This window comes from Paenibacillus sp. FSL R7-0198, assembly GCF_038000415.1.
GTDB lineage: Bacteria > Bacillota > Bacilli > Paenibacillales > Paenibacillaceae > Paenibacillus.
Genome location: NZ_JBBOCB010000001.1, coordinates 2298281 through 2314296 on the forward strand (window position 1 = coordinate 2298281; position 16016 = coordinate 2314296).

The 16016-nt window shown below is 50.6% G+C and carries 14 protein-coding genes; 2 read left to right on the forward strand and 12 right to left on the reverse strand.

The features are described from left to right. Nucleotides 1–61: 61 nt before the first annotated feature. The 12 genes from ssuE to MKY87_RS09970 form a co-directional block, all read right to left on the reverse strand. A complete protein-coding gene (gene ssuE, locus MKY87_RS09915) occupies nucleotides 62–610 on the reverse strand; it encodes an NADPH-dependent FMN reductase (RefSeq protein WP_074096318.1) in 549 nt (182 codons plus the stop codon). Between the two features lie 25 nt (nucleotides 611–635). After that, nucleotides 636–1553 (reverse strand): ABC transporter permease, encoded by a 918-nt coding sequence (locus MKY87_RS09920; RefSeq protein WP_091037784.1) that lies wholly within the window; start codon nucleotides 1551–1553, stop codon nucleotides 636–638. 60 nt (nucleotides 1554–1613) lie between these two features. Next, on the reverse strand, nucleotides 1614–2546 hold the full coding sequence (locus MKY87_RS09925; protein ID WP_036605816.1) for an ABC transporter permease: 933 nt from the start codon (nucleotides 2544–2546) through the stop codon (nucleotides 1614–1616). A gap of 41 nt (nucleotides 2547–2587) precedes the next feature. Continuing rightward, a complete protein-coding gene (locus MKY87_RS09930; protein ID WP_340964239.1) occupies nucleotides 2588–4231 on the reverse strand; it encodes an ABC transporter substrate-binding protein in 1644 nt (547 codons plus the stop codon). Nucleotides 4232–4401: 170 nt separating this feature from the next. Then, a complete protein-coding gene (locus tag MKY87_RS09935; protein ID WP_249912865.1) occupies nucleotides 4402–5745 on the reverse strand; it encodes an LLM class flavin-dependent oxidoreductase in 1344 nt (447 codons plus the stop codon). A 321-nt stretch (nucleotides 5746–6066) separates the two neighbouring features. After that, nucleotides 6067–6345, reverse strand: a complete 279-nt coding sequence (locus MKY87_RS09940) for a glutaredoxin family protein (RefSeq protein ID WP_339789189.1) — start codon at nucleotides 6343–6345, stop codon at nucleotides 6067–6069. A gap of 352 nt (nucleotides 6346–6697) precedes the next feature. Continuing rightward, nucleotides 6698–8425, reverse strand: coding sequence for a glycosyltransferase family 2 protein (locus tag MKY87_RS09945; protein ID WP_340964242.1), 1728 nt, complete (start codon nucleotides 8423–8425; stop codon nucleotides 6698–6700). A gap of 66 nt (nucleotides 8426–8491) precedes the next feature. Next, nucleotides 8492–10033, reverse strand: coding sequence for a GT-D fold domain-containing protein (locus MKY87_RS09950; RefSeq protein ID WP_340964244.1), 1542 nt, complete (start codon nucleotides 10031–10033; stop codon nucleotides 8492–8494). 5 nt (nucleotides 10034–10038) lie between these two features. Continuing rightward, complete coding sequence (locus tag MKY87_RS09955) at nucleotides 10039–10770, reverse strand: sugar phosphate nucleotidyltransferase (protein WP_036605812.1); 732 nt, start codon at nucleotides 10768–10770, stop codon at nucleotides 10039–10041. Next, nucleotides 10767–11540 (reverse strand): glycosyltransferase family 2 protein, encoded by a 774-nt coding sequence (locus MKY87_RS09960; RefSeq protein WP_338588441.1) that lies wholly within the window; start codon nucleotides 11538–11540, stop codon nucleotides 10767–10769. The genes MKY87_RS09955 and MKY87_RS09960 overlap by 4 nt, the downstream gene beginning before the upstream one ends. Continuing rightward, a complete protein-coding gene (locus tag MKY87_RS09965) occupies nucleotides 11540–12652 on the reverse strand; it encodes a glycosyltransferase family A protein (RefSeq protein WP_339789184.1) in 1113 nt (370 codons plus the stop codon). Before MKY87_RS09965 ends, MKY87_RS09960 begins: the two co-directional genes overlap by 1 nt. A gap of 41 nt (nucleotides 12653–12693) precedes the next feature. Further along, the gene (locus MKY87_RS09970) at nucleotides 12694–13650 is read right to left on the reverse strand and encodes a glycosyltransferase family 2 protein (RefSeq protein ID WP_340964248.1); all 957 of its coding nucleotides are present in this window, start codon (nucleotides 13648–13650) and stop codon (nucleotides 12694–12696) included. Between the two features lie 450 nt (nucleotides 13651–14100). Here MKY87_RS09970 and MKY87_RS09975 point away from each other — a divergent pair, with 450 nt between their 5' ends. Together MKY87_RS09975 and MKY87_RS09980 are read left to right on the forward strand one after the other, a co-directional pair. Then, on the forward strand, nucleotides 14101–14373 hold the full coding sequence (locus tag MKY87_RS09975; RefSeq protein ID WP_339789181.1) for a hypothetical protein: 273 nt from the start codon (nucleotides 14101–14103) through the stop codon (nucleotides 14371–14373). Nucleotides 14374–14418: 45 nt separating this feature from the next. Continuing rightward, the gene (locus MKY87_RS09980) at nucleotides 14419–15984 is read left to right on the forward strand and encodes a M4 family metallopeptidase (RefSeq protein ID WP_339789179.1); all 1566 of its coding nucleotides are present in this window, start codon (nucleotides 14419–14421) and stop codon (nucleotides 15982–15984) included. Nucleotides 15985–16016 lie beyond the last annotated feature (32 nt).

Here is a 16016-nt window from a genome sequence, read left to right on the forward strand (position 1 = left end):
CCGTATCCACGTCCGCAGACGTTTGATCTTATATTGATTTATCCAATAAATTTACTTGGTTTTATGATATCGTAATCCCATCCTTTTCCAGTGTCAATATCAATTCATCCAGCGAGCGATCCAGACGTGTAGTAATATCCGCCGAAAGCACAAATTTCCCATCATCCAATCGTTCGATTCCCTGATCTACAGCATACACGCCACCCAAGATATGTCTTCCACCAAGGGCTGCCAGTACAGGCTTCAATGCATAATCAATGGCGAGCAGATGAGCAATGGAGCCACCAATAACGAGTGGGAGTGTCAACTTACCCCGTAGCCCTTCTTGCGGAATCAGATCCAGGAACAGCTTGAGCACTCCCGAGTACGATGCCTTATACACAGGTGTAGCCACAATAACTGCATCCGCCGCTTCCACGACAGCAAGTGCATCCCGAATGAAAGAGCTGTCAAACCGGGCTTGCACCAGATCCTCAGCGGGAAGATCCACAACATGAATGACTTCAACGGTGATGCCTGCCTCCGTTAATTTTTGGCTGCTGTAATCCGTCAGACCTGTCAAACGCGAACGCTTGGAAGGTGATCCGGCAATAATGACAACATGTGACATAACGTATTCCTCCTTGGAATAGCGGTCAAGCCGCTCCTTTTACTTTGGGATCCAACCGATCGCGAATATCGTCTCCAATCAGATTAACCGCCAGTACAAACAAAGTGATCGCCAGCCCCGGGAACGTACAGATCCACCAGGCAACCGTCAGATAACCTCTACCTTGTGAGAGCAATGCGCCCCAATCCGGTATTTCCTTCAACACCCCAAGTCCCAGAAAACTGAGTCCGGAGCCCGTAAGAATTGATGTCCCTACGCCCAGCGTAGCCATGACCAGCAAGGGTGACAACGAATGTGGCAGTACATGTTTCCAGAAAATACGTGTATTGGAACCGCCCAGTGAACGTGTCGCTGTAATGAAAGGCAGACCTTTAACTGATATGACCTGCCCACGCATCACCCGTGCGTAGCCCGGAATGGAGGAAACCGCAACAGCCAGTGCAATATTCATCAGTCCTGGCCCGAGAGCAGCTGCAACAGATAATGCAAGCAGTACGCCGGGTACAGCCATCAGAATATCAACAGCCCGCATGGTGATGGTATCAACAATACCTCCGGCATAACCGGAGATAATACCAAGAGCACTGCCAACAATCCCGCCTACAAGTACCGAGGCGAATCCAATGAGCAATGAATCTCTGCTCCCATGCACAACCACACTGAAGATATCCCTGCCAAAATAGTCCGTCCCGAACAGGTGCGCAGCAGAGGGAGCCTGCAGGATGGCATCCGTCATCATCTGAGTTGGATCATAGGGCGCAATCCAGCCTGGCACAATCGCACATGCCACGGTAAATACCACCACCAGCAATGCTGCATAAAAGAATAATCGGGATACCGCGAATGAAACGCGATAACGCCAAGGGCGGCGATTCCACAGACGGATACGTCCTACACTGCCCGCCCATGCTTTTTTGTCACCAGCCAAAGGTTTCATGCTCATGAGCACCAACTCCTCCTTTCATACTCCGCGTCAGGACACTTCTGACTGTTCCATCCAATATCATGTGCGGACTGCACGCCGAACCCGGGGATCAATGTACGAATACGAGATATCCACCAGCAAGTTCAAGACGACATAGATAATTGAGGTAAAAAAGACGACACCTTGCACCACTGGCAGATCCTTGGCCATTAGCGCATCTGCAATAATCCGGCCGATTCCTTGTCTGGAGAAGACAGTCTCCACCACAACCGTACCCGCAAGCAGATCACCGATCAGCATGCCAATTACCGTTACGGCAGGGATCAGCGCATTACGCAGCGCATGGCCATACATGATGGCGCGCTCCGAAAGTCCTTTGGCCCGTAAAGCCACGATAAATGGTTCATTGATCACTTCCAACATGCTGTTCCGCACCATTCGTACGATAAACCCGGCACCAACGAGACCCAGCGTTGCTGCCGGAAGAACCAGTGAGCTGAATCCGTCGGAACCCATCGCAGGGAACCAGCCAAGCTGTACTGAAAATAACAGGATGAGCAGTATCCCCGTCCAGAAGGTTGGCATAGAGATACCGAACAGTCCAACGAGCCGGGCGACGAAATCAATCACGCCATTGCGATGAATTGCAGACAGTACACCAAGTGTAATTCCAATCGTGATGGCAATGATTGAACTGAGTGCGGTCAAAGCCAGTGTCGCTGGAAAATGTTCCAGGATTTTTGGCAAAACCGGATCCGAATTGATCATCGATTTACCGAAATCCCCACGCAGCATATCACCAAAATAGTTCGCAAACTGGATGTAAAACGGCTGATCCAGTCCAAGCTGAACCCGCAGATTCTCGATCATCTCCGGGGTAGCCGAGGACGGGTCCAGCATGAGTAGAACCGGATCACCCGGCAGAAGATACATGATGCAGTACACCAGCACCGAAGCTCCGAAAATAACCAGAAGCGATGTTGCGAGTCGTGACAGTATCGTTTGAACCATACCGGGATATCTCCTTCCTGAATCTGGATTGGTCGTTCCTGTTAGGGCTGAATGCGAACGTCGTTAAAGAGTGGATACCCCAGTGAATCAAACTTGATGCCTTCGACCTTTTTGGATGCTGCGACGGTATAAGGGAATACATAGATCGGCAGAATTACCGCTTGCTCAATCAGGTATTGCTGGATTTGATTGTAGATCTCGACACGTTTATCCGCGTCACTCTCGACGGCTCCCTGCTCTAACAGTTTATCGATCTTTGGATCAGACAAACCGGACAATGTCGGACGCTGGCCCTCTGCACTCGTATGATAGAAAGCATACAAGGCATTTGGATCAGAATTGACCTGGCTATTGCCATATAGATCATAATCCCAGTTCTGATAGATGACCGTTGCTACGTCTTTTGTAATTTCTACTTCAACAGCAATGCCAACCTGTTTCAACTGTTGTTGGATAATGGCGGCAATGTCATTGCGTTTCTCCCGATTTGGCGAACCATCGACATAACGCAGGGTCAGTTTCTGGCCCTCTTTGGCACGAATACCGTCAGCGCCTTTCACCCAGCCTTGTTCATCGAGCAGCTGATTGGCTTTATTGATGTCCGGGTTGATGCTTCCTTCCAGCGATGCATCATAACCCAGAATTCCAGGAGACAGTGCAGACCACGCACGTTCGTAGTTGCCCAGATACAATGTTTTGACAATCGATTCAACATCTACAGCGGATTGTACTGCCTGCCTTACTTTCACATCATCCCAAGGCGCTTTGCGCAGATTGAAGAAGAGTGTGTACGGCAGTCCAACCGTATTGGCCTGTAACAATTGCTGGTTCGGATCGTTTTTTAATGCAGCGATATTTTGCGGCGGAACAGTCTCGGCAGCGAGTACCTGGCCACTCTGAACACTTCCGATGCGCGTCGCTTCTTCTGGTACAATTTTGAATGTGATCGTATCCACATGGGGCGCGGCTTTATTTTCAACCGTCTCAGGTCCCCAGTTGTAATCCTTGTTCTTGGCAACGACGATATCCGCATTTTCATCCCATTTCACAAAGGTATACGGACCTGTGCCCACCGGATTTTTACCTAATTGGTCTCCATATTTTTGAGCAGCCGTAGGGGATACGATTCCCAGCAGCGCCTGACTCAAATTGCCAAGAAAAGCTTGCGATGGTGATTCCAGATTTACCTTGATGGTATATTCATCAATGACTTCGGAGGAGCTATACGGTCTAATCAGGGCCAGAGAATTGGCAGCTTTGGTGGCCGGATCAATCACCCGGTCCAGATTGTATTTCACGGCTTCCGCATTAAAAGGTGTACCATCATGGAACTTCACGCCTTCACGCAGCTTGAACGTATAACTCTTGCCGTCCTCGGATACGCTCCATTCCGTGGCGAGCCAAGGTTTGACGGAACCATCAGGCAGCTGCACGACCAGATTGTCGTAGATCGTTCGGATGGCGCGTACTGTTACGGCAAGCCCACTGCGATGAGGGTCTAGTGTGTCCGGTGAAGTCGCGAGTGCAAAAGTCAGGTTGCCTCCTTCAGCTTGCCCGGCCTGCCCCCCGCCTGATGCTTGTGCCGTACTGTTCGTGCTGCCTCCCGCCGCTCCGCAACCGGATAATACCATCACCAATACTGCTGCCAATGCCATATATTTCATCCATGAGATAGACCTGTTCATATCGCTTCCCCCTCTGTGTATACAGGTGTCATTAAATTGATGTTTATACCAATACTCTATATATCCTATGAGTTAAGTTGGTTTTAAGATAGTGTGAATCGTAGTAATTGCTTTTTTTACGGTTGGAGAAAACAGCAGACAAAATCAGATACTCGTTCGCTCCCTATCCGTCATGCCAAATCAGATACAACTTGCTTCTTCGCAGCCGTATAACGGTTAACCGGAATCTGTACCCCAAGATTCCCCCGCAATGTATCGTGTTCATAGTCCGTACGATACAAGCCGCGTTCTTGCAGAATCGGCACAACGAGTTCCACAAAATCAGACAATCCACTTGGCAACTCCGAAGCAATAATGAAACCATCCGCTGCTTCCGTCTCAAACCATTCCTGAATCTTGTCAGCGACCTGCTCCGGTGTTCCCAGGAATTTGCTACGCGGTGTTGCTGCCCGCAGAGCCACTTCACGCAAGGTCAATCCTTGCTCTTTGGCATCCTTCTTGATCTTGTCGGTTCCACTGCGGAAGCTGTTGCTTCCAATGCCATTCAGCTCCGGGAACGGTTCATCCAGCGGATATTGGGAGAAATCATGGTGTTCGAAGAAACGTCCCAGATAATCCAGCGCTTTATCAATGGTAACCAGGCTCGCAATCTCCTGATATTTCTGTTCCGCTTCCTCTTCGGTCTGTCCAACAATGGGATTGATGCCTGGCAGAATAACAATATCCTGTGCAGAACGTCCATAGGAGGCCGCCCGTGTTTTGACATCCTTATAGAATGCCTGTGCATCTTCAATCGTATCGTGTCCGGTAAAGACAGCATCCGCTTCTTGTGCCGCCAGCGTTTTGCCATCTTCCGATGAACCTGCCTGGAAAATCACCGGCTGTCCTTGCCGTGAACGGGCAATATTGAGCGGACCTTGTACGGAGAAAAACTCTCCTTCATGATTAAGCGTGTGCAGCTTGGATGGATCGAAGAAAACGCCGCTCTCTTTGTCTCTTACAAAGGCATCATCTTCCCAAGAGTCCCACAACCCTTTGGTTACCTGTAAATATTCCGCGGCAATGCGATAACGTTCCGGATGCGAAGGGTGACTGCTCTTACTATAATTCTTCGCTGTACCTTCCAGCGGAGAAGTCACAACGTTCCAGCCTGCACGGCCATCACTGATCTGATCGAGGGAACCGAACTGTCTGGCTACGGTGAACGGATCACTATAGGATGTTGAGAGGGTACCCACCAGTCCAATGCGTGAAGTAACGGCAGCCAAAGCGGAGAGGATACTGATTGGTTCGAAGCGATTCAGGAAATGCGGAATGGATTTCTCGGTAATATACAGACCGTCTGCGATAAAGACCAGATCGAACTTGCCTTCCTCCGCTTTCAGTGCCTGACGTTTGTAGAATCCAAAGTTAACGCTGGCATCCGACAGAACCTCCGGGTGTCTCCATGTGGTGTTGCTTCCTCCAACCCCATGAATAATGGCTCCAAATTTCAAACTGCGTTTCGCTGTCATATGCACTCCGCCTTCCTTGGATTAGAATCTTCAAAAGAATGATCAAGGGCCAACTGAACTGATTACGTATACGAATAACTTAAAAGTTAACTATTCCTATGAGTTTTGTTTGTTTTAATTTCACAAATCTTATCACTGCCCCGTAAAAGGGTCAACAGCGTGACTAATAGATTTTTTCTATATGAACATTGAAGATGTAAATAAGACCATTTACATCCCAAGTGAGCCATAACTTATGAACGTTCCAGCTGCTGTACAAATGCGATCTTGCATCATGCAACAGCCGGAACGGCTTGCTTCAAAGGTATATATTAACTCCCGTTAGACTGCTGCCGCTTCGTCCGTTCGTGCCAGAAGTTCAGCCAGCTTCTCCAGATCAGGTTCCAGCAAGGCTTCAAACTTGCCGTCCCCTCCCACTTCAATGACAGGTACATGCCGAATGCCATATTTTGCTTCAAGCACATCTCGCAGCACGTCATTTCCCTGCACTTCAATGTTCTCAAAAGGCTGGTTTCGCTCTGTCAGAAATGCTTTCACTTCCCCGCAGAAATGACAGCCTGTTTTGCTCCACAGCACGACTTTTTTGGTTGATGATGACATCGACATACCTCCTGATTGGTTTTAAGATCAAGGTCTGGGTGATTAACTATGAACGCCCTAGACCTTCAATTCCCATCTGTTAAATAAGAATTATGGCTCTAAATGTACTCCTGCGCCCCTCATGCGTCAATGGATCTGCTAATAGAATAAACCTATAACCAAATAGAAAGATTAAATTATAAATTTGAAAGATGGCTTATTTTACAGGAATGAATCGCTCTGCTTCAGTAGTCTAGCTAACAACTCATATGTAATATTCGGATGCGGAATGAATCAGAGCGATTACACAGGGTACCGCTACATTTTCCATTCCGCATCATACTGCCAATCTGGATAAACAGATCGCCTGACATTACAGATCCGGGTTCAAGAGCTGAGGTGGGGCGATAATGGGCCAGCCTTCTTCCATTGAATTCAGTTGGTCCGCAGACACGCTGATAATATGCCCAGAATGTACACCCCAACGTTCTGCCGCATAGACCGATACAAATCGTCTCCGCTTGTCTCCGCTGATCTGATATCGAATCTCGGGTGCATCCACTGCGGCAACAATACTTCCTTCTGCCCAGCCATGGTGAGAACCATGAACCGCTGTCGTATGCACCTGTTGTGATTCCCTCGGCCATCCTTGCACGTTCCCCGCTGATATCAGTGCTTCTCCGGCAGGAATGGCGAGCAGGTCCGGTTTGGCAACCTGAACAGGAGATATTCCACGCGGTACAGGGATATTCAGCTTCCGCCGCCGACCGCCGGTTAAAGTATAGACATCTCCTTTGGCATCGGACAGGAACGAACCTGCCGGGTAGAAGTCATAACTGTGTCTGAACTGTAATGCTGGATCTTGGCTGCCCTGCGTTGAGATTCGCTGACGCGGATCCATTGGGTTTGTGTCACCATCCTCTTGTTGACCGGATGGGGTACCAGAGGTTTGTTGTCTAGCCAAGCGGGAGGTTTCGGCAACCAGCGCATGGGGATCTCCCCACTTTTGGCTATAAAACTGCTCGTTATCCTTATTCACTACAGCAAAGTCCTGCTCACCCAAGGCTTTCATACTGACACTTCCGAAGTGGTGGATAAAAGCATCCCCGGCTACCGCAAGCTGGTATCCTGCCAGCTTCACCCGAATGATCCAGTCATCATCTTCGAAATTGCCCACCGCGTACCCTTCGTCCAGATAACCTACTCGTTCCAGCAGCTCCCGTGAGAATAGCCAGCAGAATCCGACCAGACGATCGGTTATTCGATGTTTGTCTGCATCCGGACGATTATGTGTCGCGGCAAAAGGCCACATCTCTTCTACCTCACGGTACGGAACCTGAATCTGCTGATCCCCACCAATATAGTTGGTCACCGGACCCACCACACCAATCTTCGGATCACTGGCAAGACAAGTCATCATGTTATCCAGCCAGCCTGGAGTAACGAGCGTATCGTTGTTCAGCACGATGATATGTCGTCCTCTCGCCATCATCAGCCCATGATTGACACCTCCGGCAAACCCCCGGTTCTGATCCAGGGCAGCCACCCTCACCATGCCGCCTTTGCGGAGCATGGCCTCGGCAGTTCCATCCTTGGAGCCATTATCCACGACAATGATTTCGAAGGGGGCAGGGGTATGCTTTTCGATACTGGACACACATTGCAGCACATACTCCCGCTGATTGTACGTGGGGATAATGATGCTGACTCCTTCAAAAACAAGACCAAATGAACTCTGTCCCTGGCGGACACCTTCGTTGTATCCTCTGGTATACCCCTGTTTGTAGAGCCTGGCGCCTTTGGGTGTGCGCCTGCTTTTGCCTTTACGTCTGGATTTCCGTATTGAGCGACGACCTGCTGCATGTAGGACTGCCATGTCAGATCGCGAAACATCGTGCTGTGTGGCACGGCGTGCCGCTTTTTTTTCATTGCTTATGCTGCCATTCCGGTTGTTTTCACTGCGGCTGTTGTCACTGCGAGTGCTGATATTTGGAGTGATGTTGTGATGACTGTGACCCTTTCGACGGACGACGTTTCGAGCCTTAACCTTGTTGCTGCGGCTATGACGTTCTTCCCCGCGCTGTTGATCGGGTGTGCTCATGTTGCTCCCTCCATTTCCACTTGTCCGTGAGGCCAACACGCACATAACCAGCCCCCGGACGGTCCACTAGAGTTGAAGCTCTCCTGTTACCAGTTTGTCAGCCAAATGTCCAAAATCCAGAGCGACCTTGCCGAGTTCACCTGCAATTCGCCGACACAGAATGACCGCCGGAATTCCCGCCGCCACCAACGCGATATCAAAAGCATGTTCTGCGGTTTGTTGCATCACCCTCGGTATATCCATAACTCCTGCCACAGAACCAATGATGCCTGTGACATGAATTCCCCGGTTATGCAGCAGTGCCGCAAGCTCTGGTGCCTGGCTACCTATGAGCAGAACCCGCCGTCCTTGCAGCAAGGGCAACACCAGGCCGGACTGATGCAGACTGTAATTGATCGTGGAACTGGTCAATTTCAGCCGGGACCAGTCGATCCCGAAGTGGCGCAATACCGGGAATAACAGCCCCTGGAATGTCGGCGCCCGCGAGATCGGCACGCCAACCCAGTCGGCGGCCTGTATGGCTTCCGCAAGCATCGCGCGGATGTCGGGGGTTGAGCATGGCACCCCTGCATAGGGCAGAAACGGTGCCAGCTCCTGCACTTCCTGGCCTGGCAGCACCGTATCGGCTGCCAGCGTGAGCAGTTCGCCATCTCCGAGGCGAACGACAGACAAGGGGCGCTGTGCATCCAGCGCCGCCGTGATGTGTCCAGCCATCTCATGCGGGCTGGACAGCCGGGCCAGGCTGGGCGCATATTGGCGGAATCCCGCCGCGATCAGATCTGCCGCCGCCACGGCAGGCAGAATGTGATCCGGCGGGATGTGCTGCGCCACCAGCGCCTCCCCGCCGGCGAATACGCCGTCGCGGTAGCCCTCGGCGTAGCCGCCGGGCACGGCCTCCGCCTGCACTGCGTGCTCCGCGGGCGGAGGCGGCAAGCCCTTCGCGCTGCCCGCCTTCGCGCCGGCAGCGCCTCCCCGCCCCGCGGGGGCGACACCCTTCGGGTGTGTCACCTGGCGCGGGGCGGGGCCAGCACCGCTGGCAGGCATCGCCTGTGGCGTGCTGGCTTGCGGTGCTGGCAAGGGCGCACGGCGCATCGCCGTGCGCTGCTTGGCGCGGGCAGCGGCACGCCGGCCCCGCGCTGGTGCAGGCCTGCGCCCAGCAGTGGCCCGGCGCAGGCCTGCTTTGCCTTTGCCGGTGCGGCTGGCTCTTGCCGCTTTGCTCGCACTCGCACGGCCAGCTTTGCCTGCTCTGCCAACAACACTGCCTGTGCTGCTCGCTTTGCCTGCACGGACCTTATGCGCTGCGCCTGCAGATGTACCCGCTTTGGTCAGAGTACTACGTTTCCCTGACTTCACACCTCTGACTCCAGCAGACCCTGTATCTGCTGCTGCCGGAGTGCCACTGCCCATAAATACGGCCGGGTGGATGCCCCGGGGTTTACCTGACACGGTGGCCCTAGCAGCCCCGTTGCGTGTCACTACTCTCACGCCATTCCCTCCTTTGGCATGCACGAGGATTGTCGCTGCGCAAAGCGCCGGAGCATCCTTCCAGCTCCGGCGCAGAGTGTTCTGCTCCCATGGGGCACCGCACAGCGGCAGCATCAGTCGCATATATTTTAGGGCAATTGTCCTTTCATACGGACAGCTGCTTCCTGAAGGGATTCAAATGTACCTGCATCACTCCAGTATTTCTGCAAAATGTCGTATTCCAGTCCGCCAGCAGATGCGTAGTGATTATTCACATCCGTAATTTCAAGTTCTCCGCGCGCAGACGGCGCAATGTTGCGAATCAGGTTAAATACATGATCATCATACATGTATATGCCCGTCACACAATAAGAGGTTTTCGGCTGGCTTGGCTTCTCCTCAATGTACGAGATTCGCTCTGGATGCTTTGGATCAAAAACAGGCACCCCGTAACGTCGTGCATCATCCACCTCTTTGAGCAGAACTCGCGCTGTACCAGCAGGTTGCTGCATGTAACGGTCCACATAAGGCTTCAGATCATCGCTGAAAAGATTATCTCCGAGAAGCACAACGAATTTTTCGCCAGGAAGAATAAAAGAAGTTGCCAGATCCAACGCTTCCGCAATCCCGCCTGCCTTTTCCTGAATGCGATAAGTCAACTTGACCCCATGATCCGCTCCGCCACCAAGATACTCTGTATATAACCCGGCGGAATGTTTGTTGATCACAATCAATAGTTCATCAATGCCTGCCTGGCGGAGCCTGTCGATGCCATACATAATCATCGGATGTTTACCGACTGGAAGCAGATGTTTGTTAATGAGCCGGGTCAGCGGATACAGTCTAGTTCCTGTTCCGCCGGCAAGAATTACACCTTTCATTCCACGTTCCCTCCTTCATCGGATATGTCCATATATTCAAGCGGATCGACATGCCATTTGTTAATAAAAATCGAACGATTACGCTCAAGCAGCTGTTTCCACGCTACCGGATCTGTCTTCTGGAAGCTGGCACTTCCCTGATGATGCACGAGAACATCTCCACATACCAGCAGGCGATATCCCTGCAATCTTGCTCTATAACAATAATCGTCATCCTCATAGTGTCCCGGAGAATATGCCTCGTCAAGCAGTCCAACCGATTCCACGACATCTCGTTTCATCAGCATGCACAGACCGACGATCCGGCGTACTTCCTTCCACCTTGAAGAATCCGCAACATTATTGGAATTGGCCAACTCCTGAAAATGCTCCATGTCCCGAAACTGCAGTTTAATCTGCTGGATGCCGCTTGCATAATTCGTAACAGGACCCGTGATCCCAATACTTGCGTCACTGTACAGAGCCGTTCGCAGGTTCTCCAGCCACCGGGGCGTGACCGTAACATCATTGTTCAACAGCAACAGCTCATCCCCGCAAGCTGCACGAAGTCCAGCGTTACACGCTGCCGGAAACCCCCGATTGTCCGGGAACCTTACAAATCGAATTCGCTCCAGCGCACAATATTCAGCCGTTCCATCCGTCGAACCGTTATCTACCACGATAATTTCATATGACGCAGGATCGCCCGAGTATTGACGTATGGCATCGATGCAGGGCCTGATCAGATCCAGACCATTGTAAGTTGGGATAATCATACTCGTCAGTGTCATTAGGCGTTCCTCCTGTAAGCCACTTCTACACGGGAGAGTGTATGTGCCTGGGCTGGATTCCAACCTGTACCCAGCAATGTAGCCAGTGCCTCCAGATGATCTCCGATGATCAATTTTGCGACATCATTCCCACTTCCCGTGTTACCAGGACGCAACCGATTGGAACGAATAACATCCACCTGACTTGGTGCCGAGACGTTCATTCCATGCTGAATAGCTAAACTTTGTGCCTTAGGTGGAACGGCCAGTGATGCTGACTTCACGGTCTGAATCATACGACGAGATAATGCATGAGGCACGGCTGTCATGGAATTGGAACCAAGATCTGCCCTGCCTAATGTTCGGTTCAGATATGCTTTGATCCGGCTTACCTCATCCTGCCCTGCAAACGCAGGAAGCAAAGACGTCAGATTATTCAACGCCACATCCTGTCCCCGATCAACCGCGAACAGAAAGGGTGCAAGCTGTTCAGCCGAGACGACCATATCTCCATCCACAAAAAGTACCGTCTCCGCATCCGTCATCTTGGCTCCAAGTGCCCGGCCCACATCATGTCCTGCCCGATCCGGTTCATAGATTACTGTAAGTCCCGGCTGCCCTAGTACCTGCTTCAAACTGTCATCTGTCGTTCCATTCAGTACCACAATAATATCCGTCAGAGGCAACCGCTTTAGTTGCAATAACACCTGCCCCAGTGTATGTTCCTCATTACAGGCACAGACAACGGCAGCAGCCGAATGACGAAGGGGTAGCGGCACGATCTGGAATGAATGTCCCGAGGCCTGAGCATAACCCTGCATAAATGCCTTACCTGCCTTCAGAGCTAGCTCGAAGTTGCTTAGCTCCCCAACGTTCGCCGCGTGTGCATTCCATACGAGACGTGCATGTTCTTCTGATACTGTGTTGTTCGCCTTTGCCTCGCTTCCTGCAACTTGCCCCGCTTTCCACATCAAGTGCAGATCTACTTGGCCAGACTTTGCTCGGCTTCTTCTTTTTTTTTGAATATCTACATGCTTCTTGTTCCTATGACGCTTGTTCATTACTGTTCTTCCTGCTGTCATTTGTCTACTTGTTGTCCGCCTACGGCGGACAACCCCTGAACGTCCCTTCATTTCCTCACCTCCAGCATGCTGCATCATCCGATGCGACATGCTTACCTCGCCAGGTTGCGAACACGTTTCAGATCGGTATAACCTCCGCGGGGACCGAGCGTATCCGTAATCCACTTAATCGCTGCCATATGATCATTCAGTACCACTTGACTGAGCGGATCAGGTCCGCTTCGCTTCTTGATTCGCACTGCATTCATTCTACCCACAGGTACGTGATGAACAGCGCGTACTCGAAGTCCGCCGATCACTGCCTTCGCTTGTGCGAGTGGCGGAACTTCCAGTGAGGATATGCCCATGACCTCAAGTCCTTTTCGGCTTATTGCATGTGGAATAGCTGTCATGGATGCCCCCCGGAGATCGGATCTTGCGAGTATGCTGTTCAACATGTGTTTGGCCTCCACTACCGGATGAACAGGATGATGAGTGACCGGCCCATGGTAGTCGTTAAGTGCCACATCCGTTCCCTTCAGCACAGCCTTCACGTAAGGTGCAAGATGCTCTGCGGGAATTGCGATATCTGCATCAGTAAATAACAACACCTGACCGCGCGCCTCCGCTGCGCCTACTTTTCGTCCTCCATCATGCCCTAGCGCTTCTGCATACGTGAGCACGCGTGCTCCAGCCCGTTTGGCTGCGCTAGCCGTACCGTCTGTTGAACCATTCACAATGACAAGCACTTCAGCATCGCGGCATATCCGCCGCGCTTCACGAACAACTGCACCAATCCTTTTCTCCTCATTCATAGCAGGGATAATGATCGAGAGCATCGGTCGCTGAGAAACATCCCTGTGTGAAGGAGCATCACTCATGCCATTTTCCGCTCCATTCTCTACTCCATCCTTAGCCTGTGACATCAGCTGTCTGGATGGAATAACGAACGTATAGGCCTTTGTACCCTTTTTGTGTCCAGACTTCAATCTTCGTTTCTTCAGCACTGTTTTTCTTCGTGGCACATTCGATCGAGTTGCATAACGTGCTGTAGTACGGGTTTTGCGCAACAGTTTCACCTCCCGCATTCGATCATCGGCATGCCAAGGGAGTACACGTTATTCTATGTATTCGTGGAGCAGTGGAAACGGCGTTTGTCCTTGCACTAAGCAGGTTCTCCCTGTAAACACGAGGGTACAGGCCTTGCTTTTAGACAAAATACGCCAAAATATGTGAAAAACGCTACCTCTCCCCTACTTCAGACACAATTTTAGCAAAAATCCAAATTTGTATCTTTTCCAAAGTTTTACATTGTGATAATATACGTTCCAAGCAGTTTTATTTACAAAAATAACCTTGTTGCGAACATAAGTTCCCATTCATTTTTTAAATCATTTATTGACCTTAGGTTGATTAGATTATGACCTCATTCACAGAACCTGTTAAGCAGATACATTTTACTCTTGAGAGGAGTGATGCCGTTCAGAACACACTGCCTTTGTCATTTACGCAAACCCGGATTGAACACCCCAGTTTTCCGTGAACGTATCTTCTACCTGCGCAATTGGACAACCCCCGGCTTTCTGAAAGAGGAACACAATAGACGATTAAACCTTCGGGTTGAACTGAATAAACGGTTATCCTTTTCGTTTGGTGTTGTGCTTAACACTTCCCGAGCTAAGGCCAAGCCGATTTTGTTCCAATCGTTTCTTGTCTCATTCCACGCTTCAGGTTCAGCCCCACGCTCCGCGCTGCCCAAGTTGCAGACGGAATTCCAACCGAGACTGGCATGAACATTTTCCAACCAAAAAATAAGTATAAGAATGGGAGAGTTTACTATGAAATTTGCCAAAGTTATGCCAACAATTCTTGGAGGAGCTCTTTTGCTCGCTTCCGTATCCTCTGCTACTGCAGCTCCAGTGTCTGATCAATCCATTCCACTTCAGGCCCCTTATGCCTCTGAGGAGGGTATTCCATTGAACAGTGGAACAGATGACACCATCTTTAATTATCTTGGACAGCAGGAACAATTCCTGAATTCCGATGTGAAATCCCAGCTCAAAATTGTCAAAAGAAACACAGATACATCTGGCGTAAGACACTTCCGCCTGAAACAGTATATTAAAGGTATCCCGGTATATGGTGCAGAACAGACGGTGCACCTGGACAAAACCGGAGCCGTGAGTTCCGCACTTGGCGATCTTCCACCGATTGAAGAGCAGGCCATTCCGAATGATGGTGTAGCCGAGATCAGCGGAGAAGACGCGATCCGTATTGCAACCGAAGAAGCAACTTCCCGGATTGGAGAACTTGGTGCCGCGGAAATCACACCTCAAGCTGAATTGAACATCTATCATCATGAAGAAGATGGTCAGACGTATCTGGTTTACATTACGGAAGTAAACGTACTGGAACCTGCCCCTCTACGGACCAAATATTTCATTAACGCAGTGGATGGCAGTATCGTATCCCAGTTTGACCTCATTAACTTTGCCACTGGAACAGGTACAGGTGTGCTTGGAGATACCAAAACCCTGACAACCACCCAATCCGGAAGCACCTTCCAACTGAAAGACACCACTCGCGGCAATGGCATCCAAACGTACACAGCGAACAATGGCTCCTCACTGCCTGGTACCTTGCTCACGGATTCGGATAATGTATGGACCGATCGTGCAGGTGTAGATGCTCACGCTCATGCAGCTGCTACGTATGATTTCTACAAGAACAAATTCAACCGTAACGGTATTAATGGTAACGGATTGTTGATCAGATCAACCGTGCACTACGGCTCCAATTACAATAATGCCTTCTGGAACGGGGCACAGATTGTCTTTGGGGACGGAGACGGAACGACGTTCCGATCCTTATCTGGTGACCTCGATGTTGTGGGTCATGAACTAACGCATGGTGTTATTGAATACACAGCCAATCTGGAATATCGCAATGAACCAGGTGCACTCAATGAAGCCTTTGCCGATATTTTCGGTAATACGATCCAAAGCAAAAACTGGCTGCTCGGTGATGATATCTACACACCTAACATTCCAGGAGATGCGCTGCGCTCCCTCTCCAACCCTACATTGTATGGTCAACCTGACAAATACAGCGATCGCTACACAGGCACACAGGACAACGGCGGTGTCCATATCAACAGTGGTATCATCAATAAAGCCTATTTCCTTGCTGCTCAGGGCGGAACACATAATGGTGTAACTGTTACCGGAATCGGCCGGGATAAAGCGATCCAGATTTTCTACAGCACACTGGTGAACTACCTGACACCAACGTCCAAATTTGCCGCTGCCAAAACAGCTACCATTCAAGCAGCCAAAGATCTGTACGGAGCAACTTCCGCTGAAGCTACTGCTATTACCAAAGCATATCAAGCTGTAGGCCTGTAAAATCTTATTTTATTGTGGTTGAACTTATAATG